The sequence below is a fragment of the Brevibacterium sp. 1718 genome, assembly GCF_051131255.1.
GTDB classification, from domain to species: Bacteria; Actinomycetota; Actinomycetes; order Actinomycetales; family Brevibacteriaceae; genus Brevibacterium; species Brevibacterium sediminis.
Genome location: NZ_CP186550.1, coordinates 2,018,436 through 2,041,186, shown reverse-complemented (window position 1 = coordinate 2,041,186; position 22,751 = coordinate 2,018,436). Strand labels below are relative to the sequence as shown.

The following is a 22,751-nucleotide window of genomic DNA, read 5'->3' as shown; positions in this document are numbered from 1 at the left end:
TGAACACTGGGGTCAAGAGTCATAGTGTGGAGCCATGCCCCTGGCCACAGAAACGCTCGGGTTCGCCCCTGTCCTCTCGGACTATCGGCAGACTTGGGAATTGCAGAAGAGATACCACGACGAAGTGCTCGCCGGCGACCGTCGATCGACGATCCTGCTCCTCGAGCATTCCCCGGTCTATACGGCCGGCAAGCGCACCGAGGACTTCGAACGACCGACCGACGGCACAGATGTCATCGACGTCGACCGCGGCGGGAAGATCACCTGGCACGGTCCCGGACAGCTGGTCGCCTACTGCATCTACAAGCTCAACGACCCCAAAGAGGTCCGACTCTTCGTGTCCCAACTCGAGGACGCGATGATCCGACTGCTCTCCGAATACGAGATCGAGGCGACCACGATCGAGGGCCGGGCCGGTGTCTGGCTGCGCGGCGACGAACTCCGTCGCGACCGCAAGATCGGTGCCATCGGCATCCGCATCCACGAAGGCGTGACGATGCACGGCCTGGCCCTGAACTGCAGCAACGACCTCGGCGCCTATGAGTCCATCATCCCGTGTGGGATCACAGACGCCGACACCACGTCCATCAGTGCTGAGCTCGGTCGGACCGTCACTCCCGAAGATGTGGCGCAGCGACTCGACGAAATCCTGCACGAGACCATCACCGCTTAGGAGAACTCAGATGACGATCGCACCAGAGGGCCGCCGCATGCTCCGCGTCGAAGCCCGCAACTCCGAGACTCCCATCGAGGACAAGCCGGCCTGGATCAAAGCGAAGGCCCATATCGGCCCCGAATACACCGCACTGAAGTCGCTCGTGCGCAAGCAGGAGCTGCACACGGTCTGCGAAGAGGCAGGCTGCCCGAACATCTTCGAATGCTGGGAAGATCGCGAAGCGACCTTCCTCATCGGCGGCGAACAGTGCACCCGGCGCTGTGACTTCTGCCAGATCGACACCGGCCGACCGGCTGAATTCGACGCTGACGAACCTCGCCGCGTGGCCGCCTCGGTGGCGGAGATGGGTCTGCGCTACTCGACGATCACCGGTGTGGCACGAGACGACCTCGAAGACGGCGGCGCCTGGCTCTATGCAGAGACCGTGCGCCAGATCCACGACCTCTCGTATGTCGACGGACGCGGCACCGGCGTGGAGCTGCTCATCCCCGATTTCAATGCCAAGCCGGATCAGCTCGCCGAGGTGTTCTCCTCCCGACCTGAAGTGCTCGCGCACAATGTTGAAACGGTTCCGCGCATCTTCAAGCGCATCCGTCCCGCATTCCGCTACGAACGATCGCTGTCGGTGATCACTCAGGCCCGCGAGGCCGGCCTGGTCACGAAATCGAACCTCATCCTCGGGATGGGTGAGACGAACGACGAGATCATCTCCGCACTGCAGGACCTCCACGATGCCGGCTGCGACCTCATCACCATCACGCAGTACCTGCGTCCCTCTCCTCGGCACCATCCCGTCACCCGGTGGGTCAAGCCCGCCGACTTCGTGATGCTGCGTGACGCTGCAGAGGAGATCGGCTTCCTCGGTGTCATGTCGGGTCCGCTCGTGCGTTCGTCGTACCGTGCCGGACGCCTGTGGGCCACCGCCATGCGCCGCCGCGGAGAGGAGATCCCCTCGCATCTGGCGCACCTGGACAAGCACACCCCCGCCAAGCAGGAGGCGCAGGCCGTTGTGGATACCTTCGGCCCCGGCGAAGAGGTAGACTTGACTGCTAAGCAATGAGCGTCGGCCTCCCCCTGATTACCGGAGGCGACGCCGCAACGCCCCTCAAGAGCAAGTGAGAGAATGAGCGAAGAACCGCGTAAGGGACTCTTCCGGCGCAAGCCAAAGGATCCGAACAAGAAGCCCGGCCGACTGGCGCAGATGCGTCAGGTCTACGAGCTGTCCGCTAAACACAACAAAGCGACTCCGTGGCTGCTGGCTGCGGCGATCCTCGGATGCACGCTCATCGGTCTGCTGATCGGTCTGCTCATCGGCGGCACCACCGCGATCTTCACGACGATCCTCGGCTTCATGGTCGGTCTGCTGTTGGGCATGTTCATGCTCGGCCGCTTCGCCGAGACCGCCGCTTTCGCTCAGATGGACGGACAGCCCGGAGCCTTCGGCGCTGTTCTCAACACGGCCCGCCGCGGATACCTGATGGATGAGAAGCCCATCGCCGTCGATCCGAAGAGCCGCGACCTCGTGTTCCGATCGACCGGTCGCGCCGGCGTCGTGCTGCTGAGCGAAGGTCCGAAGGGACGCAGCGCGAAGCTGCTGGCCAAGGAGAAGAAGCGCCACGAGCGCATCCTCCCCAATGTTCCGGTCCACACCTTCCAGGGTGGCAAGGAAGAGGGCCAGCTCGCGATGAAGCAGGTCGTCCCGGCCGTGCAGAAGCTGCCGCGCAAGCTCAACCGCGCCGAGGTCCTGGCCGTGCGCAATCGTCTGGCTGCTCTCGGGACGCAGGGCACGCGCCCGCCGATCCCGAAGGGCATCGACCCGAACAAGGCCCGCCCGAACCACAAGGCGATGCGCGGACGCTGATCCGCATCCCCTCCGCCGAAATCCCACGGCCGAGGCGAAAGAAAGCGGCGCCGACTCAACGAGAGTCGGCGCCGCTTCCCATTCCCCGTGTATTCCCCTCCAATTGCTACCTGACGGCGGCCCAGCAACCTCGCGCGAGGTTGCTGGGCCGCCGTCAGGTAGCAACTGGGAGGTCAGCGGCGGAGAATGACTGTTCCTGCCGCAAGGTCGTGGACTCCGCGGTTGTCGCGGTTGAAGATGAGCGCCGGAATGACGAGCACGACGAGGACTGAGCGGATGAGCGACTTGATCAGTCCCGGCACGTGGCCGTCGAGGCGCCGGACTTCGATGCCGAAGAGACGATGGCCAACCGAATACCCGAGAGTTCCCACGAGCACGAAATTCTCGAGGGCGAAGAACGCGGGCGCGAGGATCGGATTCGCCGGATCGATGAGATTGGCGATCGCCAGACACATCAGCCAGTCGACGAGCAGGGCGAGGATTCGCTTCCACGCCGGGGCCAGAGAATGCGAGCCGTTGACAGGCAGACCCAGCCGCTTTCCGGGCCAGTCGTCTTCTTCCCTGTCGAACCGGGGTCCTTCGAGCCAGGAACCAAGGTCGTCACGATTGATCACTCCCCCAGCCTACGAAATCCGGCCTGAGTGGATCCTCAGGAAACATGCCCGAAACATGGTCGACATCACCACTTCATTCTTCGGCGACTAAGATTGACCGTGGTCAGGACAAACGGCCACCGTACACGAACTAGGAGACCTAAGTGTTCTCGTCTGCTGAAGAACTCGTCAACTACATATCGGACAATGACGTCAAATTCGTCGATGTCCGGTTCTGCGACCTGCCCGGTGTGGTCCAGCACTTCAATCTCCCCGCCGCCTCATACGGCACCGAGGAGATCACCGAAGGTCTGCTCTTCGACGGGTCCTCCATCACAGGCTTCCAGGGCATCCACGAATCCGATATGAAACTGCTGGCCGATGTCACCTCCGCGTACATCGACCCCTTCCGTGAGGCCAAGACGCTGGTCGTCACGCACTCGATCGTCGATCCGTTCACCGATGAGCCCTACTCCCGCGATCCCCGGCAGGTCGCGGCCAAGGCCGAGGCCTACCTCGAATCCACTGGGATCGCCGACACTGTCTTCTTCGGCGCCGAGGCCGAGTTCTACCTCTTCGACTCCATCCGCTACGAGAACACTCCCGGCGGCAGCTTCTACAAGATCGGCTCACAGGAAGCTGCGTGGAACACCGGCTCTGATGAGGTCGGCGGAAACCAGGGCTACAAGACCCCGTTCAAGGGCGGCTACTTCCCGGTCTCGCCGCAGGATCAGTACGCAGATGTCCGTGACAAGATGTCGCTGACGCTCGAGGAGATCGGCTTCGAGATGGAGCGGGCGCACCATGAGGTCGGCACCGCCGGTCAGCAGGAGATCAACTACAAGTTCAAGACGCTCCAGCACGCAGGCGATCAGCTGCTCGACTTCAAGTACGTGATCAAGAACACCGCTTTCGAGCTCGGCAAGTCCGCGACCTTCATGCCCAAGCCGCTCTTCGACGACAACGGCTCCGGCATGCACTGCCACCAGTCGCTGTGGAAGAACGGCGAGCCGCTGTTCTACGACGAGAACGGCTACGGCGGGCTCTCTGACCTGGCTCGCTGGTACATCGGCGGACTCATCGAGCACGCCGGCGCGGTGCTGGCGTTCACGAACCCGACTATCAACTCCTACCGCCGCCTGGTGCCCGGCTATGAGGCTCCGGTCAACCTCGTCTACTCCGCGCGCAACCGTTCTGCCGCGATCCGCATTCCGGTGACCGGATCCTCGCCGAAGGCCAAACGGCTCGAGTTCCGCGTTCCGGACCCCTCGTCGAACCCCTACCTCGCCTTCTCGGCCCAGCTCATGGCCGGGCTCGACGGTATCCGCAACCGCATCGAACCGCCGGAGCCCATCGACAAGGACCTCTACGAGCTCCCGCCCGAGGAGGCCAAGGACATCAAGCTCGTCCCCGGCACCCTCGACGAGGCGCTCAACGAGCTCGAGAAGGACCACGACTTCCTCACCGCCGGCGATGTGTTCACTCCCGACCTCATCGAGACGTGGATCCGCATCAAGCGTGAGAACGAACTCGATGTTGCTCGTCTGCGTCCGACACCGACCGAGTTCGAGCTCTACTACGCACTCTGACCTCGGTCGGCGGTCGATTCCAGGTGAACTGAGATCCCGCCGCCGGGTGGAATAGAGTGAGGGCGTCACGGGTTATCACCCGTGGCGCCCTTTCGGCTCTGCGGCCGTCGACGCGGCCGGTCGGACCACGCACCATCGGAGGGATGGACTTTGACGCATTATGACCTGCTGCTCATCGGCACCGGATCGGGAAACATGTTCCTCGACAAGCGGTTCGCCGGACTGAAGACCGCCATCGCCGAGGAATGGCACTTCGGCGGTACCTGCCTCAACGTCGGGTGCATCCCGACGAAGATGTTCGTCTACCCCGCCACCCTCGCCGAGCAGGCCGCCCAAGCCGATCGATACAACCTCACCCCGACCCACCCGAAAGTGGATTGGGCCGGACTCCAGGACCGCATCTTCTCCCGCATCGACGCGATCGAATCCGGAGGACGCGAGTACCGCAGCAGCGACCGCCAGCCCAATATCACCGTTGTCGCTGAACATGTTCACTTCACCGGGCAGAAGACCGTGCGCACCGCCTCCGGTGAGGAGATCACCGCCGAACGCATCGTCATCGCCGCCGGCGCCCACCCGATCATCCCCGACATCGCCGGGCTCGACTCAGCCCGCATCGACACCGATGACTATCCGGTGTTCACATCGAACACGGTGATGCGCCGCGCCGCACAGCCGAAGCGACTGGTCATCATCGGCTCCGGGATCATCGCCATGGAATTCGCCCACGTCTTCGCCGCCCTCGGCACCGAGGTGACCGTCCTCGCCCGCGGCCCCCGCCTCCTGGGCAATATCGACGAGGAGGCCGCCGACGAGTTCACTCGCATCTTCGACTCCTCCCACACCGTCCTCCATGGTGCTCAGTCCAAGCAGATCGACATCGCCGACGGTGAAGTCACATTGACCCTCGAACCCAGCGGCCGCCTCGCCGAGGCGGACCTGCCGGAGACGATCACCGCCGACGGAGTGCTCGTGGCCACGGGAAGGGTTCCCAACACCGCCGAGCTCGACGTCGAGGCCGCCGGTTTCGACGTCACCGACGGCAACCGCCTGTCCGTGGACGAGCACCAAAGAGTCCTCTCGGGCGGTCAGCCCGTTCCCGGAGTATTCGCTCTCGGAGACATCTCCTCACTCCATCAGCTCAAACACGTCGCCAACCACGAAGCGAAGATCGTCGGCCGCAATCTGGCCGCAGACGTTGCCGCAGGGTCGCCCGGCAGTGCTCGGGGGAACGACCTCGCCGCGGTCAATCACCATGCCGTTCCCGGTGCCGTCTTCTCCTCCCCACAGGTCGCCTATGTGGGCATGACTGAAGCAGAGGCCATAGATGCCGGACACGACGTCACGATCAAGGTGCAGAAGTTCTCCGATGTCGCCTACGGTTGGGCGATGGCCGATGATCCGGGAATCGTGAAGATCATCGCCGATCGCAGCACCAGGCGCATCCTCGGCGCTCATATCGTCGGTCACGAAGCCTCGATGCTCATTCAACCGCTCATCCAGGCCATGGCCTTCGGCCAGAAAGCCGACGAGGTGGCAACCGGCCAGTACTGGATCCACCCCGCCCTGCCCGAGGTGGTCGAAAACGCCCTGCTCGGACTCGAATTCGACGACTGAGCACATCAACTGGCAGCTGATTCGGCCGATGACCGGGAGCGGCAGATCGCACGTAGGCGGACTGCCGCACCTGGAGAATCAGAAGTCGTAGAAGCGGTGTTCCATCACTGAACGTGCGTGCCTGGTGGTGCGCAGATAGTCGTCTTCGAGGTCATGGCCCGCCCCAGCCGGATAACCGAGCAGGCGGGCTGTGGCCTCGAGCTCGGTATGATCGGCCGGCAGCGACTCGGCGGTGCGCCCACGGAAGAGCATCACGGCCGAACGCACATCAGTGGCCAGCTGCCAGGCAGCGGCCAGCTGTTCGGCATCCTCGGTCGGCAGCAGACCCCCGTCAGCGGCCACGTCGAGGGCCGTCAGCGTCGAGGTCGTGCGCAGCCCTTCCACCTGATGCCCGTGCTGGAGCTGCAGTAGCTGAACGGTCCATTCGACATCGGAGAGGCTGCCCCGGCCGAGCTTGAGATGTCGGCGCTTATCGGCATTGCGCGGCAGTCGCTCGTCTTCCATCCGCGCCTTGAGAGTGCGCACCTGCGTCAGTGCCTTCTGCGGCATCTCCGAGGGATAGCGCAGCGGATCGATAAGCGCCAGGTAGTCGGCGATGAGGCCGTCATCGCCTGCCACCGGCCTGGCCCGCAGCAGCGCCTGCGCCTCCCATGGTTGGGACCACTTTGCGTAATAGGCCTGGTAAGACGAGAAGCTGCGCACCAAGGGGCCATTCTTGCCCTCCGGACGCAGATCAGCATCGAGATCGACCCCTTGAGCGCCTTCGCTGGCCTTGAGGCGAGTCGACAGCTGGAGGGCCACCTTCGTCACGTGCTTGCTCAGTCTTCCGCGCGCCTCGGCGTCGAGGTCGTCTGACATGGGACGGTAGACGAACATCGCATCGGCGTCCGAGAAGTAGCCGATCTCCCGTCCGCCCCACCGGCCCATGGCGATGATTGCGAATTCGTAGTCCGGGGTCTCGGGCCCGTCGAGGTCTGCTCGCACCGCCTGCAGGGCACCTCTGACCGCCAGGTCCATGAGGTCGGAGAGATCACCGGGTATGGCGACTCGGTCCCCGACCCCGAGGACGTCGCGCAACGCGATCCGCAGAAGTTCACGGCTGTAGGTCTCACGGATCGGAGTCACCGCCTCGGCGCCATGGCGCTTGAGCAGTCCATCGACCTCAGCATTGAGAATCTCCAAGTCACGGGCCTCGAGGTTCTCGTGGCGGTCCAACCAGGCGACAGCGGCGGGCTGGCGCAGCAGAAGTTCCGTCGCATATCCGGACAGGGAGAGCACTTCGGCCACAGATTTGGCCGCCAGACCGGAGTCGCGGAGCATCTTGAGGAACCAGCCGGAGGAGGACAGCGATTCGCTCAGCCGGCGGAAGGCCAGCAGTGCTCGGTCGGGCTCGACTCCATCGGAGAACCAATCGAGCAGGGCCGGAAGCACCTGCTTGATGACCATGGCAGTGCGTGACATCCCAGTCGTCAGCGCCTTGATATGGCCCAAAGCTCCTTGTGGGTCCACGTATCCGAACGCCTGAAGACGGTCGGCGGCAGCCTGCAGGCTCGACCCGCGCTTCTGTGCATCGACGACGGCGCCGTGGACGCCGACAGCCGCCTCGAGGATGGGCCGATAGAAGATCTGTTCGTGGAGGCGGGTGACTTGTTTGGCATAGTCGCGGCGGGCCTCTTCGAGGCGATCCCCGGTCCGAGATCCGGACCGGAAGACGGAACGGGCCAACGACCGAAGTTTGGCTTCATCATCGGGGATGAGCGCATTGCGCATCATCCTCGGGATCTGCACTCGGTGTTCGACGACACGCATGAACCGGTATGCAGTGGAGAAGACGGAGGCGTCCTGCTGCCCGATATAGCCATGTTCTCCGAGTTCACCGAGGGCGACGAGCGTATTCGGGGTGCGGATGTCCTCATCATTGCGTCCATGGACGAGCTGGAGCATCTGTGCGGAGAACTCGACATCACGCAAACCGCCGCGACCCAGTTTGATCTGACGCGGGGCTTCGACCGCCGGGATGAGGTCGACGACGCGCCGACGCATCGCACGGATCCCGTCGATGAAGCCGGGACGGCTGGCCGCCTGCCAGACCAAGGGCAGGAGCGACTGGGAGAACGCCTCCCCCACTGCGACATCGCCGGCAACCGGTCGGGCCTTGAGGAGGGCCTGGAATTCCCAGTTCTCCGCGATATCGGCGTAATAGTGCTCGAACTCCGAGAGCGTACGCACGAGCGCACCGGCTTTGCCTTCGGGGCGCAGCGCCGTATCGACTTCCCACAGTGCAGGCTCACCACCGGCATCGGAGAGGATGCCGCGCATGCGTTGGGCGATGTCGGTGGCCAGGCTCCTGGCCCCTTCGGTCTCGGCGGACTCGAGAACGAAGACGACATCGACATCGGAGACGTAGTTGAGTTCTCGTGCTCCGGTCTTACCCAAAGCGATGACCGCCAGACGGACGTCGGCCGCCTCGTCGAGTTCGGCTCGTGCGATGGCCAGCGCCGCGTCGAGGGCAGCGGCGGCCAGGTCGGAGAGGACTGCCATGACATGGTCGACGATTTCGTCAGGAGACTCCGCCGACAGATCATCGGCGACGAGGCGAAGCACCGCATCCCGGTAGTTCCTTCGCAGCGCCTTGACCCCGTCATCTCCGGTCACAGTCGCGCGCGGAGCCGGGTCCTCGGGGTCCGCACCGAGGACCGTGAGCATCTCTGCTCGCAGGGATACCGCCGAGGCGGCAGGCGTGGAGATCAGCAGGAACGGGTCGGGAACGAGCAGCAGCGGCAGGGAGTCGGGATGCCGGACCAGATGGTCGACCATCGCCTCCGAGGTGCCGACGACCGCGAGGAGCCGGGCCAGGAGGGGGCGGTTGAGTTCGTCCTCGGCCAGCTCGCTCTTCGATCCGGTCCGCACTGCGTCCAGCAGGGCCGCGGAACCCTCCCCTGCGGCCTCGATCACGCGCAGCAGACCCAGCGCCGCTCCATGCGGATCCGGGGTTGCCATGAGGAGATCAACGAACCGCGAATCAGTGGCCAGAGGGACACCGAGGAGCTCATCGAGCTCATGGAGGAACCGAGAGGTGGCCTCCGGGACGCTGGTCGTGCGTGAGGTGATAGCGGCCATCACATCGAGGTGAAGTGCTTCGCGAGCTCATATGGAGTCACCTGCGCGCGGTAATCGGTCCATTCCTGCCGTTTGTTGCGCAGAAAGAAGTCGAACACCTCTTCGCCCAGGGTCTCGGCGACGAGATCCGATCCCTCCATCAGCTCCAGGGCATGTGACAGACTGCGCGGCAGCGCTTCGATCCCCATCGCCCGACGTTCGGTGGAAGAGAGCAGCCAGACGTTGTCCTCGGCCTCTTCGGGCAGTTCGTAGCCCTCTTCGATCCCTTTGAGTCCCGCTGCGAGCATAAGCGCATACGACAGGTACGGGTTGGCCGAGGAGTCCAGAGCACGGTACTCGACGCGGGCGGATGAGGACTTTCCGGAGTTGTACTGCGGGACCCGCACGAGAGCAGAACGGTTGCGGTGGCCCCAGGAGATGTACGACGGAGCTTCATGGCCGGTCCAGAGGCGTTTATAGGAGTTCACGTGCTGGTTGGTCACTGCCGAGATCTCGGCGGCGTGGGTGAGCAGTCCGGCGATGAACTGTCGGCCGGTCTTCGACAGCTGATATTCGGCCCCCGGTTCGAAGAAGGCATTGTTCTCGCCCTCGAACAGGGAGACGTGCGTGTGCATCCCATTGCCTGGGTGATCGGCCATCGGCTTGGGCATGAACGAAGCGTAGACGCCTTGGGAGATCGCGACCTCTTTGATGACCGACCGGAACGTCATGACGTTGTCGGCCATGGTCAGCGCGTCGGCGTAGCGCAAGTCGATCTCGTTCTGACCGGGCCCGGCCTCATGATGGGAGAACTCCACGGACAGCCCCATCGCCTCGAGCATGGTGACAGCTTCGCGCCGGAAATCATTGGCCGTTCCCCCGTTGACATGGTCGAAGTAGCCGGCTGTGTCGACGGGCATCGGGGCTGTGCCGTCGCTGATCCCGGAGACAGGATCGAGGTTGTCGGTCTTGAAGAGGTAGAACTCGATCTCAGGATGCACATAGAAGGTGAAGCCGCGTTCGGCGGCTTTGGCCAGAGTGCGTTTGAGGACGTTGCGCGGATCGGCCGGCGCCGGCTCTCCCCCGGGCACGTGGATATCGCAGAACATCCTCCCGGTGGGCTCGGTCTCCCCGCGCCAGGGCAGCAGAGAGAACGTCGAGGGGTCGGGCTTGAGCACCATATCGGCCTCGAACACGCGGGACAGTCCTTCGACTGCCGAGCCGTCGAATCCGATGCCTTCGGAGAAGGCGCCTTCGAGTTCGGCGGGGACGATGGCCACGGACTTCAGCTGTCCCAGGACATCAGTGAACCAGAGTCGGATGAATCGCACTTCACGATCCTCGACGGTCCTGAGAACGAATTCCTCCTGACGCGACATCTATTCAGCCGTTCCACTTCTCGTCGTCTTCGTCCCACTGCTGATTGCGTTCACGTGCCTTCTCCAGGGCGGCGCGGGCGACTTCCTCGGTCTCGTAGGGCCCCATGCGGTGGGTCCAGTCGCTGACCAGGCCCTTTTCCACGGTGTTCGTCTCGAGGTTGAAGTAGTACTTCGAGTTCGGGTCGTCGATATCTTCGTAGAGTCCCATGGCGAGCCTTCTCTCCTCTGCGGGGTTCTGCATTGACGCTTTCAGCTTACCGTTTCAAGTCGCGAACTGACGGCATGTGTCGCTTATGCGTTGGAAGCGCCCTATCAGCATCTTTGGTGCAGTCTGAGTCCAACTGGAATCATGTTTTCCGTGTTATCTGGCACCCAGACGCACTGATTTCGCATCATTGGTGACGAAAACAGATTTAAAGGTTTGCTCTCCAAACCTTCTAAGGAATAGAGTTGACACCATCGACGACCGACGGAGAAGTCGGTCGCCTCCGCCCCTGCGGCACACGATCAGGAGAGAAGGACACACCATGCGCATTTCAGTGCCCACCGAGGTCAAGAACAATGAGTTCCGAGTCGCCATCACCGCTGCCGGCGTCCATGAACTCGTCGCCCACGGCCACGAGGTCACCGTGCAGGCAGGAGCCGGCGAGGGCTCCTTCATCGCCGATGCCGAATACGAGGCTGCCGGAGCGAAGATCGCCCCCGACGCCGCCACCACATGGGCAGCCGGCGACCTCGTGCTCAAGGTCAAGGAGCCGATCGCCCAGGAGTACGGCTTCCTGCGCAAGGATCTCGTCCTGTTCACCTACCTCCACCTCGCCGCGGATGAGGCGCTCACCACTGCTCTCATGGAGGCCGGCACCACCGCGATCGCCTATGAGACCGTCCAGCCCGACGGCGGCGGACTTCCGCTGCTCGCTCCGATGAGCGAGATCGCCGGACGCCTGTCGACTCAGGTCGGCGCTCACAGCCTGCTCAAGGCCAACGGCGGCCGCGGGATCCTGCTGTCCGGAGTCCCCGGTGTCGAGCGCGCGAATGTCGTCGTCATCGGTGCCGGTGTGGCCGGAACGAATGCCGCCCGGATGGCTCTGGGCCTGGGAGCGACCGTCGAGGTCATCGACATCAACATTCCGCGTCTGCGGCAGATCGATGAGACCTTCGCAGGTGCCATCGGCACGAAAGTGTCAAATAAGTACGAGATCACGAAGTCTCTGGCCACAGCCGACCTCGTCATCGGTTCGGTGCTCATCCCGGGCAAGAAGGCGCCGAAGCTCGTCACCGACGAGATGGTCTCTGGGATGAAGCCGGGCTCGGTGCTCGTCGATATCGCCATCGACCAGGGCGGCTGCTTCGAGAATTCGCGTCCGACGACTCACGACGATCCGACGTTCACCGTCCATAACTCGGTCTACTACTGCGTGGCGAACATGCCGGGTGCGGTGCCGAACACAGCCACGGCGGCGCTGACGAATGCGACTCTGCCCTTTGCCGTGAAGATCGCCGACCAGGGGTGGCACAAGGCGCTGTCGAACGATTCGGCTCTGGCCCGTGGTCTCAACATCCACAACGGGCACGTCACGAACGACAACGTCGCCGAGGCATTCGGCTTCGAAGCAGTGTCCGTGGCCCACGCCCTAGCCAACTGAAGAACCCCTATTACTACCTGACGGCGGCCCAGCAACCTCGCGCGAGGTTGCTGGGCCGCCGTCAGGTAGTAATTGGGTTAGGGGCGGGGGACGATGGTCGTGTACCTGAAGTGCTCCTCGCAGAGTCTTCCCGCAGCTTCTGCGTCTCCGGCAGCGATCGCTTCGACGATCGCGGCGTGGTCGTCCACGGCGTGATCGAAGAGCTCGGCCGAGAACGGGTCGTGACGGAACCCGGCGTTGATCTTCGTATCGAGGTCGATGGCCATGCGCACGAGTTCCGGGTTGTGACCGGCACGGGCGATGGCGAAGTGGAACTGCGCGTCCGCGGTGCGCGCGGCAGCCGCTTCGGCGCGTTGGGAATAGACTTCGGCCAGTTCCCGGAGCTCGCTCAGCTCCTCCTCGGTACGTCGCAGGGCCGCGGTGGCCGCCAGCGAATTCTGGAAGACGGCGCGGGCGTCAAGCAGGTTCCGCCTCTCGGCATGGAACTCGTCGATTCTGCCGGCCATGGGAGCCAGCGCCTCGGGGCGGGCGGTCTTGACGAACGTCCCTCCCCCGCGGCCGCGGCGGCGCTCGACGACTCCCAGACGCTCTAAGCGCAGCAGGGCTGCGCGCACGCTCGAACGGGACACCTGCAGATCTGCGGCCAACGTCCGTTCGCCCGGCAGCAGGGTGCCTTCCGGCAACGCTCCGACGGCGATTCCGGAGAGGATGTGGTCGGCGATCTGCTGCGGCGCGCTCGTCAGGCTCACCACTTCGCCCAGTCCAGCGAACTCGTGGCCCGCCGATGTCGTGTCGTCGCTCAATCTGCCTCCCGCTTCCTTGGCACGGCTGCTTCCGATTCTAGACTCCACAGGTCCCGCACCGCGGCATCGACAGGCGACCGAGCAGCGGGACAAAGCCGCGTTTCCAGCATAGGATCGACACCATCATGACTGTTCACACTCGCCTGCTCACGCCCGGCACCATTTCGCCCGAACGCGGTGTGCCGAAGGACATCCCCCGCCCGGAGTACGTCGGTCGCGCCGACGCCGATGAAGGCCGGGGAAACAATTTCTACAGCCCCGAGGAAGTCGAGGTCGTCCGGGCGGCCGGTCGGATCGCAGCCAATGCCCTGGCCGCCGTCGGCGAGATGATCGTCCCCGGCATCACGACCGACGATATCGACAGGGTGGCGCACGAGTTCATGTGCGATCACGGAGCGTACCCGTCGACGCTGAGCTATCGCGGGTTCCCGAAATCCGTGTGCACCTCCGTCAACGAGGTGATCTGCCACGGCATCCCCGATTCGACCGTCATCGAGGACGGCGACATCGTCAATGTCGATATCACCGCCTACTACCAGGGCATGCACGGAGACACGAACTACACATTCACCGCCGGTGACGCCGATGAGGAGTCCCGTCTCCTCATCGAACGCACCTACGAGTCGATGATGCGAGGAATCAAGGCGGTCAAACCGGGCCGTCAGATCAACGTCATCGGACGAGTGATCGAGAAGTACGCGAAGCGCTTCGGCTACGGAGTCGTGCGCGACTACAGCGGGCATGGAGTCGGACGCGAATTCCACTCCGGGCTCATCATCCCGCACTATGACGCGGCTCCCGCCCACGCGGAGACGATGGAACCTGGAATGATCTTCACGATCGAACCGATGCTCAACCTCGGTACGATCGACTGGGACGTCTGGGATGATTCCTGGACCGTGGTGACGAAGGATCGCAAGCGCTCCGCTCAGTTCGAGCACACACTGGTGGTGACCGAGTCCGGCGCCGATATCCTGACTCTGCCCGATGCCGATACCGCGATTGCCGCCGGACCCGCACACGAGGAGAGCTGATATGAGCGCGGAGACCTCCCCACGCTTTGCGATCGGCATCGACATCGGCGGCACCGGGATCAAAGCGGCACTCGTCGACACGGTGACGGGCAAGCTGCCGTTCAAGCGGCTGCGCGAACTCACACCGAAGCCGAGCACCCCGGATGCCGTGGCTGCCATGATCGCCACGCTGCTGGATGCACTGAGCGAACATGCCGTCGAACTCGAACTCGTCGCCGACCGTGCCGCGATCGACTCCCTGCCTGTCGGCTGCGGATTCCCCGGCGTGATCCGCGAAGGACTCGTCGAGTACACGGCGAACCTCGACCAGAGTTGGATCGGTTCACCCATCGCCGACATCATCGGTGAGAGCACCGGCCGCACCGTGTACTTCCTCAACGATGCCGATGCCGCCGGCCTGGCAGAGATGACCTTCGGCGCCGGGCGCAAGCACCGCAAGAAGACGGTGCTGCTGACGACGCTGGGCACCGGAATCGGAACCGCCCTGTTCACTCACGGTCGAATGGTTCCCTACACCGAACTCGGCCATATCGAGATGAACGGCGCCGATGCCGAGACTCAGGCCGCGGAATCGGTCAGGACCCGGCTGGGACTGACCTATCCGGAGTGGGCGGCTCGGCTGCAGCAGTACTATTCGCAGATCGAACTGCTGGTCGCACCCGACGTCATCATCGTCGGCGGCGGAGTCTCGAAGTCCCATGACCAGTTCCTGCCGCTCATCGAGACGCGGGCGAAACTCAAACCGGCGAAGCTGTACAACAACGCCGGAATCGTGGGAGCTGCGATGATCGCGGTCAACGGCGGTAAGGCCAAAGTTCGTCGCAGTCCGTCCTGAATGGGACGTCGCAGCTGAGGATGAGGGTGAGGACAGGCCACCGATAAGCCGGGTTCTGTCGACGAGTCGGTTGCCCTTCTCGCCTGACGGTCATCTATCTGGGACCGATGTTGCCACCGGCCTCAAGCAATCCACCCGACGACTCGGCGAGCAGCCTCGAACGTCGTCTGTCTGATCTTGCTCCGGATGGGGTTTACCCAGCAGCGACGGTCACCCGCCGCCCTGGTGGTCTCTTACACCACCGTTTCACCCTTACCCAGTCGGAACTGGGCGGTCTGCTTTCTGTTGCACTGGCCCGCGGGTCGCCCCGGGTGGGTGTTACCCACCATCCCTGCTCTGTGGAGCCCGGACGTTCCTCAGCCCTCGTGAAGAGAGCCGCGACCGTCTGGTGACCTGTCCTCAAGCATCCCAGTGTAGTCGCTCAGTGACTCCCCCACGCGCACAGCACCCGCATGCAGCGGCGGCCGGACATCGAAAGTGATCAACCTCATCCGCCCCCGGTCCCAGCCGCGTCACTGCGTGATCATACGATGGGGTGGTGAAGATCCTCCTGCCGCCCTCCGAGGGCAAGACTCCGTCGCCGGCCGGTCCCACGCTCGATCTCGACGGTCTCTCGGCTCCGGAACTCACCACGAAGCGCAAGCGTGTGCTCGCTGCGCTGAAGAAGGTCTCGAAGCGCCGAGATGCCCTCGAGAAGCTCGGCGTCGGCGCGTCACTTTCAGCGGACGTCGAACGGAACACCGTCCTCGATGAGATCCCCAGTGCCCCCGCGCTGCTCACCTATTCCGGTGTGCTCTATGAGGCGATGGGCGCGAGCGAGCTGGTGGCGCAGTCGAACGATGACGATAAGCTGAGAGACCGCCTCCACGACGTTTACGTATTCTCGGCCCTGTTCGGCCGGGTGCACGGACTCGACGATATCCCCGCTTACCGACTGGCGATGAAGACCGATCTGGGGACCTTGGGAAAGCTGACATCCTATTGGAAGCCGGTTCTGGCGAAGTCCTGCTCCCTCGACCCCGCCGAGGTGGCCCTCGACTGCCGCTCGAGCGATTACCGGTCCGTGTGGCCGGGTCCCACCGATCAGGTCGTCACCATGGGTGCCGTGTCCGTGAGCGGCGGGAAACGTCGCGTCGTCTCCCACTGGGCGAAGTTCTACCGAGGTGAGTTCGCCGGTCGACTGCTCTCCGATGAGCGGGCCCTGCCGGAGACCGCTGAAGACCTTGTGTCTCGGGCGGAGGAGCTGTATGAGGTCGAGTTCACAGGCTCGACGAACTCGAAGCCGGCCAACCTCATGATCGTCCTCCGCGACTGAGACGCGCCTCAACAACGACCCTGTCGACCAAGGTCGACGAGATCAGTCGAGGCAGGATCAGCTGCGACGCAGCAGCACCGCCTCGCATTCTTCGCATTCATAGGTTTCGTTGACATCGGCGCCGAGCATTCCGTGCCAGACTGCTCCGCCGATCTCCTGTCCGCACGCCTGACAGTTCGGTCCGTTGAGCAGGGCGGCCCCGGGACCGCCCTGGCGGACATTGGCATCGAATGTCGTGAGCAGCTGCTCCGGCAGCTCGCTCCTCGCGCCCGACGCCGCGGACTCGTTCTCGGCGATGAGCTCCCGCAGTTCGGCCTTCCTGTCCTTCACCGCGGTCTGCACCTCTTTACCGGAGGCCGTGACCTCGGCGATTCGGTCATCGACTGCCGCGAGTTCGTCTTCAGCGGCTTCGAGCTTCTCCATCTCCTCCAGCTGCGATTCTTCGAGTTCGGCGACCCGAGCTTCGTGACCGGCGATCTCCTCTTGCAGATTCACCATGTCTCTGCTGGTCAGACCGGTGCCGTCGTTGAGCTCGGCGGTCTTCTTCTCGATCTTCGATCGCTGTGCTTCGATGAGTCCGGTGGCTTCGGTGATGGCGTCCTGATGGCCGTCGACGACAGCGGCGGCCTCGGTCCGCTTCTCGCCGAGTTCCTTGTGGCGGGAGATGAGCTCCTGCAGCTCCTCCGCCCGTTTCGGGTTGTCATGTTCGAACTGCAGGGCGCGCCCGTGGGCGATGAGTTCGATGAGGGTCTGCAGCGCGGTTCTCTGGCTGTCGGTGATGAGCATCGTCGGTCTCCTTGTCAGTACCGTTCGACCCAGGGGTCGGTGTTGACTGCCGAATGCTGCAGCGAGACAGTGAACCCGCGCCGCGCGAATTCGGTCTCGAGAGCCTCGGCCGCCGCACTCAGCCAGACTGTCTCGGACGCCCAGTGGGAGACGTCGATGAGCGAGAGTCCGCTCTCTCGACGATTCGCCGCATCGAGCGCCTCGGTGGCCGGGTGATGGCGGAGGTCAGCCGTCACGTAGACGTCGGCGCCGCTGGCCCTGACCTCGTCGAACAGCGAGTCGCCGGCGCCACCGCAGACCGCGACACGGGTCGCTGTCGCAGCGGGATCGCCGGCGATGCGCACACCGGTCGTGGTGCGCGGCAGCTGCGCAGCCAGTCGCCTGGCAAGGTCCCGGACCGGTGTGGGCCGGTCGAGGTCGCCGACGCGGCCGATTCCGGTCGGCAGCGAGCCGCGTCCCGAATCATCAGCCTCGTCATGGGGGGACAGTGGCTGCGCGCCCTCGATGCCCAGGAGTGAGATGAGCACATCGGAGACTCCGCCGCGGGCCGAATCAGCGTTCGTATGCGCATTGAACAGCGCAATATCGCTGCTGATGAGAGTATGGACGGCTCCGCCCTTCAAAGTTGCGGCGTTCACCGACTTCACGGGTTTGAGCATGAGCGGATGATGGTTGAACACCAGGTCTGCGCCGAGAACGACGGCCTCGGCGATCACGGCGTCCATTGGATCGAGAGCCAAGAGGATCGACTGGACCTCGGCGTCGGGGTCGCCGACGGCCAGGCCCACGGAGTCCCAGGACTCGGCCAAGGCCGGTGGCCACAGTGAGTCGAACACCTCTGCGCAGTCACTCACCTTCGGATGTCTCATGCCCCCACACTATTACATCCGAACCGGGGCACATCGTCGGCACCGTGGGATCGAAGACCAGCCGGCCGATGAAGCAGAGATGGGCGGACGATTTTCAGAGAGAGTGATGTGGCTCATATATTTGGGTCATGACATCTACACGCATCTCCTCCGAATCACCCGTCATCAGAAACTCGTCCACGGTCTCGGATCTCATCCGCCGCAGCGCCGGCCGATTCCCCACCGACACGGCCCTCGAATTCGGGGACCGAACCTGGACCTATGCAGAACTTGACTCTGCCGTGACCGCGGTGGCCCGCGAACTCGTCCGTCTCGGTGTGACGAAAGGCGACCGTGTCGCCGCCTATGGGAAGAACTCCGACCTCTTCGTCCTCCTCTATCTCGGCTGCGCACGTGCCGGATTCATCCACGTGCCGGTCAACTATCAGCTGAAGAACGACGAACTCGACTACATCCTCAGCAACTCCGGTGCCGAGATCGTCTTCTCCGACTCCGACCTCATGTCCGCAGTCGCCTCAACCCCGACCGGAGCCGAGGCGCAGGTGATCGACTTCGCCGATCTCGTTCCGGTCGCCACCGCGGAGGAGATCGCCCCAGCCGTCAGCACAGAGTTCTCCGTCGACGACACGGACGTGGCTCAGCTGCTCTACACCTCCGGCACCACCTCGGCGCCGAAAGGTGCGGTGATGACCCATCGCGCCCTTCTGCACGAGTACCTGTCGTCCCTCATGTCCCTCGACTTCGCTGCGACAGATCGCGCCGTCCACGCCCTGCCGCTCTATCACTCAGCGCAGATGCACGTCTTCCTGCTGCCGCTTCTGTCGATCGGCGCGCACAACATCATCGTCCCCGCTCCCGTGCCCGAGCAGCTGCTCGCCATCTTCGAGGAGCGGGAGGTCAATTCGTTCTTCGCCGCCCCCACCGTCTGGGTGGCATTGGCCAACAGCCCCGACCTCGAAACCCGCAACCTCGACAGTCTCCACAAGGCCTACTACGGTGCTTCGATCATGCCCGGGCCGATCCTCGAGCGCCTGCGCCGGCGACTTCCGCAGCTGGGTTTCTACAACTGCTTCGGCCAGTCGGAGCTCGGCCCGTTGTGCACTGTGCTGCGTCCCGAGGAGCACGACGATCACCCTGGTTCGGCCGGTCGCCCGGTGATGTTCGTCGAGACCCGCGTCGTCAACGCCGGCGGTGACGACGTCGGCCCCGGCGAGGAGGGCGAGATCCTCTACCGGTCGCCGCAGCTGTGCGAAGGCTACTGGAACCGGCCGGAGGCCACCGCCGAGGCGTTCGACAACGGCTGGTTCCATTCCGGGGACCTGGTCAAGGTCGACGAGGAGGGTTTCGTCGAGGTCGTCGACCGGGTCAAGGACGTCATCAACACGGGTGGCGTGCTGGTCGCCAGCCGCCAGGTCGAGGATGCCGTCTTCGAGCTGCCGCAGGTCGCCGAGGTGGCTGTGGTCGGGATCGCCGATGAGAAGTGGATCGAGGCGGTGGCCGCCTTCGTCGTCCTCAAGGACGGCCAGCCGCCGTTGTCGGCCGACGATGTCATCGGTCACGTCAAGTCCCGTTTGGCCGGATTCAAGGTGCCCAAGCGGGTGGAGTTCGTTGCCGAACTGCCGAAGAACTCGGCCGGGAAGATCCTCAAGCGGAGCCTGCGCCAAGCCTGACGGCATGCGGCCGCTCAGGCGTTGGCGACTTCAGCGGTGCCTGCACCGCGCCTGCGGATGACGGGATCGGTGTGGGTGGCCGCCTCGGCGGTGGTCTTCGAATCGGAACAGCAGCCGGCTGCCGCACCGCAGCACCCAACGGATTCTTCCGTCCGGGCCTCCTCGTCCTCCTGGCCGAGGATAGTGAATCCGTTGTCTCGGATCATGGCGAGGTCGTCGGCTGCGGCTTGGCCCTCGGCGGTGAGGTAGTCGCCGAGGAAGATCGAGTTGGCCAGCTGCAGCGCCATCGGCTGGAGGGATTTGAGGTGGATCTCGCGACCGCCGGCCAGCCGGATCTCCCGGTCGGGGCAGACGAAGCGGGCTGTCGCGACGATCTTCATGCACCGCATGGGTGTGAGGTTCCACTGTCCTTCGAGCGGTGTTCCGTCGAACGGGACGAGGAAGTTGATCGGGATCGACTCGGAGCCGAGGGCCTTGAGCGCGAACAGCGCTTCGACGATCTGTTCGTCGCTTTCGCCGAGCCCGACGATGAGGCCGCTGCAGGGTGAGAGTCCCGCCGCTTTGGCGTGTTCGACGGTATTCGTCCGGTCCTCGTAGGTGTGGGTCTTGACGATATTGTCGTGGAAGGATTCCGCGGTGTTGATGTTGTGGTTGTAGGCATCGGCGCCGGCTTCCTTGAGCGCCTCGGCCTGACCTTCCTTGAGGATGCCCAGACACGCACACACCTCGACTTCGGGATTCTCGTCTTTGAGGCGTTCGACGATCTCACCGACGCGGCCCACGTCGCGACGGCTCGGCCCACGACCGCTGGCGACGAGGCAGACGCGGGACGCCCCTCCGCCGATGCCCATGCTCGCCTGTTCCATGGCCTCGTCGGTGCTCAGCCACGAGTATTTGAGGATCTCGGCCTTCGACCCCAGTGACTGTGAGCAGTAGGTGCAGCTTTCCGGGCACATTCCCGATTTGAGGTTGACGAGATAGTTCAACTTGATCGTCATGCCGAAGTGCTCTCGGCGGAGTCGCGATCCGGCATGGACGAGACCGAACAGCTCCTCATCCGGCGTAGCCAGGAGCGTGAGCGCGTCGGCTTCGGTGGCCGCTCCCCCGTTGAGGATGGACTCGGCGAGTTGGCCGGGGTTCACGTTCTGGTCAGGGTTCACAGTCGTCATCGATTGGTCCTTTGTCTCCGTGCGATTGAACAAGGTCAGAATCGGTCGAGTTCAGATCCCCTGAACACTGTTCAATAGGCTATCAGAATGCTGACCCCGCCTTCCGGAGCAGGGTCCTCAGACACACCGGCCATACCGCTTCGTCAGCCGTCGAGTCGGCGTGCCGGTGAGCTGGAGCATAGAATTCTTTCGCCGGCCCGGAGCACTGCCCGACCGCCGGCCAACGACCCAGTACAGGGAAGAACGGAACGAGGAACACAATGGCGGAGTCGGCACCCACGGACACCCACAAAGGAACAGGCAATCGCCTCGGCTGGCGTCTGCACGGAAACGGGCGGACGATCGCTCCCGGTGAGAGGGTTCTGCCGGAAGAGCGTCTGAGCTGGCCGCGGACCATCAGCATCGGCGCACAGCACGTCGTGGCGATGTTCGGCGCGACGTTCCTCGTGCCCCTTCTGACCGGGTTCCCACCATCGACGACGCTGTTCTTCACCGCCATCGGCACGTTGCTGTTCCTGCTCATCACGAAGGGGATGATGCCCTCCTACCTCGGCTCGTCGTTCGGGCTGCTCGCCCCGATCGGGGCGGTCACGGGGTTCTCGGCCACGGCCGGAGAGGACCTCGAACCTCATGCCATGGCTTTGGCTCAAGGTGGAATCATCTCGGTGGGAGTCACCTTGGCGCTCGTCGGGCTCGTGGTCCATTTCGTCGGCGTCCGATGGATCGAAGTGACAATGCCCCCAGTGGTGACCGGGGCCATTGTGGCCCTCATCGGCCTCAACCTGGCCCCGGCCGCCTGGGATTGGGTCAAGGCCGCTCCCCTGACCGCCGTGATCACGATCGTCGCGATCCTGCTGACCACGGTGCTCTTCCGCGGGATGCTCGGCCGACTCTCGATCCTCATCGGCGTCCTGGTCGGCTATGGTGCGGCATGGCTGCAGGGTGAGCTCGACTTCTCCACCGTCTCGAAAGCCGACTGGGTGGGACTGCCCGCGTTCCATGCACCGGCGTTCGATCTCGGCTACCTCGGCCTGTTCCTGCCCGTCGTCCTCGTCCTCATCGCCGAGAACATCGGCCATGTGAAATCAGTCGCCGCAATGACCGGCCGCGACCTCGATCACCTGACGGGCCGGACGCTCTTCGCCGACGGGTTCTCCACCATCCTCGCCGGATCCGGCGGCGGTTCCGGAACGACGACCTATGCCGAGAACATCGGCGTCATGGCAGCCACGCGCATCTTCTCCACTGCCGCCTACCTGTGCGCGGCGGTCATCGCCCTCGTCCTCAGCATGCTGCCGAAGTTCGGCGAGATCATCGCGACGATCCCTCCCGGAGTCCTCGGCGGAGCGGCGACCGTGCTCTACGGAATGATCGGCATGCTCGGCGTGCGCATCTGGGTGGAGAACAAGGTCGACTTCTCCAACCCGATCAATCTCAACACTGCCGCGGTCTCGCTCATCGTCGCCATCGCGAACTTCACCTGGACCCCGGGCGGACTGCAGTTCGAAGGCATCGCCCTGGGCACCGCCTCGGCGATCATCATCTATCAGGTGATGAAGGCGATCGCCCGATGGCGGGGCACAGACCCTGACAACGTGACAGAGAACTTCGCCGAGGCGGCCGACCGAGCCGATGCGCCGCAGGCTCCTCGACGGGGCCGGGCGACCCACCCGTTCGCTTCCGACGCGACGGACGGCTCCTCCCAAGAGCCGGGCTAACCCGTCTGAGCACGAGTTGAGGCGATGGGGCGCACTGCGGTTTCGAGCAGTGCGCCCCATCGCCTTTGTGCATTTCAGCATCGAGTTCTGGA

Annotated in this window: 19 protein-coding genes and 1 other RNA gene; 11 read left to right on the top strand and 9 right to left on the bottom strand. The window is 64.0% G+C overall.

What is annotated here, in order from left to right; genetic code table 11:
• Positions 1-34: 34 nt before the first annotated feature.
• From lipB to ACOZ9V_RS09175, 3 genes are all read left to right on the top strand, one after another.
• The gene (gene lipB, locus ACOZ9V_RS09185) at positions 35-673 is read left to right on the top strand and encodes a lipoyl(octanoyl) transferase LipB (RefSeq protein WP_139467178.1); all 639 of its coding nucleotides are present in this window, start codon (positions 35-37) and stop codon (positions 671-673) included.
• A 10-nt stretch (positions 674-683) separates the two neighbouring features.
• On the top strand, positions 684-1,736 hold the full coding sequence (gene lipA, locus ACOZ9V_RS09180) for a lipoyl synthase (RefSeq protein WP_139467177.1): 1,053 nt from the start codon (positions 684-686) through the stop codon (positions 1,734-1,736).
• A gap of 63 nt (positions 1,737-1,799) precedes the next feature.
• The gene (locus ACOZ9V_RS09175) at positions 1,800-2,537 is read left to right on the top strand and encodes a DUF4191 domain-containing protein (RefSeq protein ID WP_139467176.1); all 738 of its coding nucleotides are present in this window, start codon (positions 1,800-1,802) and stop codon (positions 2,535-2,537) included.
• Between the two features lie 173 nt (positions 2,538-2,710).
• Here ACOZ9V_RS09175 and ACOZ9V_RS09170 read toward each other — a convergent pair whose 3' ends face one another.
• Positions 2,711-3,151, bottom strand: coding sequence for an RDD family protein (locus tag ACOZ9V_RS09170; protein ID WP_139467175.1), 441 nt, complete (start codon positions 3,149-3,151; stop codon positions 2,711-2,713).
• Positions 3,152-3,294: 143 nt separating this feature from the next.
• On the opposite strand from ACOZ9V_RS09170, the gene glnA (ACOZ9V_RS09165) reads away from it, so the two are divergent.
• Together glnA (ACOZ9V_RS09165) and ACOZ9V_RS09160 are read left to right on the top strand one after the other, a co-directional pair.
• Complete coding sequence (glnA, locus tag ACOZ9V_RS09165; RefSeq protein WP_101547431.1) at positions 3,295-4,719, top strand: type I glutamate--ammonia ligase; 1,425 nt, start codon at positions 3,295-3,297, stop codon at positions 4,717-4,719.
• A 150-nt stretch (positions 4,720-4,869) separates the two neighbouring features.
• Positions 4,870-6,336 carry a mycothione reductase gene (locus ACOZ9V_RS09160; RefSeq protein WP_434595250.1) on the top strand — a complete coding sequence of 489 codons (1,467 nt, stop codon included), beginning with the start codon at positions 4,870-4,872 and terminating at the stop codon, positions 6,334-6,336.
• A gap of 78 nt (positions 6,337-6,414) precedes the next feature.
• Here ACOZ9V_RS09160 and ACOZ9V_RS09155 read toward each other — a convergent pair whose 3' ends face one another.
• The 3 genes from ACOZ9V_RS09155 to ACOZ9V_RS09145 are packed head-to-tail and all read right to left on the bottom strand — an operon-like array spanning position 6,415 to position 11,022.
• On the bottom strand, positions 6,415-9,456 hold the full coding sequence (locus tag ACOZ9V_RS09155) for a bifunctional [glutamine synthetase] adenylyltransferase/[glutamine synthetase]-adenylyl-L-tyrosine phosphorylase (RefSeq protein WP_434595247.1): 3,042 nt from the start codon (positions 9,454-9,456) through the stop codon (positions 6,415-6,417).
• On the bottom strand, positions 9,456-10,814 hold the full coding sequence (glnA, locus tag ACOZ9V_RS09150; protein ID WP_062242448.1) for a type I glutamate--ammonia ligase: 1,359 nt from the start codon (positions 10,812-10,814) through the stop codon (positions 9,456-9,458). Before glnA (ACOZ9V_RS09150) ends, ACOZ9V_RS09155 begins: the two co-directional genes overlap by 1 nt.
• 4 nt (positions 10,815-10,818) lie before the next feature.
• Positions 10,819-11,022: a hypothetical protein gene (locus ACOZ9V_RS09145; protein ID WP_062242447.1), complete on the bottom strand. Its 204-nt coding sequence runs from the start codon at positions 11,020-11,022 to the stop codon at positions 10,819-10,821.
• A gap of 319 nt (positions 11,023-11,341) precedes the next feature.
• Between ACOZ9V_RS09145 and ald the strand changes: the two genes are divergently transcribed.
• Positions 11,342-12,460, top strand: coding sequence for an alanine dehydrogenase (gene ald, locus ACOZ9V_RS09140; RefSeq protein WP_139467172.1), 1,119 nt, complete (start codon positions 11,342-11,344; stop codon positions 12,458-12,460).
• A 77-nt stretch (positions 12,461-12,537) separates the two neighbouring features.
• On the opposite strand, the gene ACOZ9V_RS09135 is transcribed toward ald, so the two are convergent.
• On the bottom strand, positions 12,538-13,263 hold the full coding sequence (locus ACOZ9V_RS09135; RefSeq protein WP_434595243.1) for a FadR/GntR family transcriptional regulator: 726 nt from the start codon (positions 13,261-13,263) through the stop codon (positions 12,538-12,540).
• 125 nt (positions 13,264-13,388) lie between these two features.
• On the opposite strand from ACOZ9V_RS09135, the gene map reads away from it, so the two are divergent.
• Both map and ppgK read left to right on the top strand, forming a co-directional pair.
• The gene (gene map / locus ACOZ9V_RS09130) at positions 13,389-14,297 is read left to right on the top strand and encodes a type I methionyl aminopeptidase (protein ID WP_434595241.1); all 909 of its coding nucleotides are present in this window, start codon (positions 13,389-13,391) and stop codon (positions 14,295-14,297) included.
• 1 nt (position 14,298) lies between these two features.
• Positions 14,299-15,132, top strand: a complete 834-nt coding sequence (gene ppgK, locus ACOZ9V_RS09125) for a polyphosphate--glucose phosphotransferase (RefSeq protein ID WP_434595238.1) — start codon at positions 14,299-14,301, stop codon at positions 15,130-15,132.
• A 28-nt stretch (positions 15,133-15,160) separates the two neighbouring features.
• On the opposite strand, the gene rnpB is transcribed toward ppgK, so the two are convergent.
• An RNA gene (rnpB, locus tag ACOZ9V_RS09120) (RNase P RNA component class A) lies at positions 15,161-15,529 on the bottom strand.
• Between the two features lie 141 nt (positions 15,530-15,670).
• On the opposite strand from rnpB, the gene ACOZ9V_RS09115 reads away from it, so the two are divergent.
• On the top strand, positions 15,671-16,447 hold the full coding sequence (locus tag ACOZ9V_RS09115; protein WP_434595235.1) for a YaaA family protein: 777 nt from the start codon (positions 15,671-15,673) through the stop codon (positions 16,445-16,447).
• Positions 16,448-16,504: 57 nt separating this feature from the next.
• Here the strand turns inward: ACOZ9V_RS09115 and ACOZ9V_RS09110 are convergent, their stop codons facing one another.
• Both ACOZ9V_RS09110 and ACOZ9V_RS09105 read right to left on the bottom strand, forming a co-directional pair.
• A complete protein-coding gene (locus ACOZ9V_RS09110) occupies positions 16,505-17,233 on the bottom strand; it encodes a zinc ribbon domain-containing protein (RefSeq protein ID WP_139908001.1) in 729 nt (242 codons plus the stop codon).
• A gap of 14 nt (positions 17,234-17,247) precedes the next feature.
• Positions 17,248-18,102: a Nif3-like dinuclear metal center hexameric protein gene (locus ACOZ9V_RS09105; protein WP_434595231.1), complete on the bottom strand. Its 855-nt coding sequence runs from the start codon at positions 18,100-18,102 to the stop codon at positions 17,248-17,250.
• Positions 18,103-18,230: 128 nt separating this feature from the next.
• Here ACOZ9V_RS09105 and ACOZ9V_RS09100 point away from each other — a divergent pair, with 128 nt between their 5' ends.
• Complete coding sequence (locus ACOZ9V_RS09100) at positions 18,231-19,772, top strand: fatty acyl-CoA synthetase (protein ID WP_434595228.1); 1,542 nt, start codon at positions 18,231-18,233, stop codon at positions 19,770-19,772.
• Between the two features lie 14 nt (positions 19,773-19,786).
• Here ACOZ9V_RS09100 and bioB read toward each other — a convergent pair whose 3' ends face one another.
• Positions 19,787-20,941, bottom strand: a complete 1,155-nt coding sequence (gene bioB / locus ACOZ9V_RS09095) for a biotin synthase BioB (RefSeq protein WP_434595225.1) — start codon at positions 20,939-20,941, stop codon at positions 19,787-19,789.
• 260 nt (positions 20,942-21,201) lie between these two features.
• Here bioB and ACOZ9V_RS09090 point away from each other — a divergent pair, with 260 nt between their 5' ends.
• The gene (locus tag ACOZ9V_RS09090; protein ID WP_434595222.1) at positions 21,202-22,659 is read left to right on the top strand and encodes a uracil-xanthine permease family protein; all 1,458 of its coding nucleotides are present in this window, start codon (positions 21,202-21,204) and stop codon (positions 22,657-22,659) included.
• Positions 22,660-22,751 lie beyond the last annotated feature (92 nt).

Bases quoted from the DNA above. Each gene is read 5' to 3' on its own strand.
- lipA (WP_139467177.1), top strand. From the start codon at position 684: ATGACGATCGCACCAGAGGGCCGCCGCATGCTCCGCGTCGAAGCCCGC.
- glnA (WP_062242448.1), bottom strand. From the start codon at position 10,814: ATGTCGCGTCAGGAGGAATTCGTTCTCAGGACCGTCGAGGATCGTGAA.
- ACOZ9V_RS09175 (WP_139467176.1), top strand. From the start codon at position 1,800: ATGAGCGAAGAACCGCGTAAGGGACTCTTCCGGCGCAAGCCAAAGGAT.
- ACOZ9V_RS09155 (WP_434595247.1), bottom strand. From the start codon at position 9,456: ATGGCCGCTATCACCTCACGCACGACCAGCGTCCCGGAGGCCACCTCT.
- bioB (WP_434595225.1), bottom strand. From the start codon at position 20,941: ATGACGACTGTGAACCCTGACCAGAACGTGAACCCCGGCCAACTCGCC.
- ACOZ9V_RS09090 (WP_434595222.1), top strand. From the start codon at position 21,202: ATGGCGGAGTCGGCACCCACGGACACCCACAAAGGAACAGGCAATCGC.
- ppgK (WP_434595238.1), top strand. From the start codon at position 14,299: ATGAGCGCGGAGACCTCCCCACGCTTTGCGATCGGCATCGACATCGGC.
- ACOZ9V_RS09110 (WP_139908001.1), bottom strand. From the start codon at position 17,233: ATGCTCATCACCGACAGCCAGAGAACCGCGCTGCAGACCCTCATCGAA.
- ald (WP_139467172.1), top strand. From the start codon at position 11,342: ATGCGCATTTCAGTGCCCACCGAGGTCAAGAACAATGAGTTCCGAGTC.
- ACOZ9V_RS09105 (WP_434595231.1), bottom strand. From the start codon at position 18,102: ATGAGACATCCGAAGGTGAGTGACTGCGCAGAGGTGTTCGACTCACTG.
- ACOZ9V_RS09145 (WP_062242447.1), bottom strand. From the start codon at position 11,022: ATGGGACTCTACGAAGATATCGACGACCCGAACTCGAAGTACTACTTC.
- map (WP_434595241.1), top strand. From the start codon at position 13,389: ATGACTGTTCACACTCGCCTGCTCACGCCCGGCACCATTTCGCCCGAA.
- lipB (WP_139467178.1), top strand. From the start codon at position 35: ATGCCCCTGGCCACAGAAACGCTCGGGTTCGCCCCTGTCCTCTCGGAC.
- ACOZ9V_RS09100 (WP_434595228.1), top strand. From the start codon at position 18,231: ATGACATCTACACGCATCTCCTCCGAATCACCCGTCATCAGAAACTCG.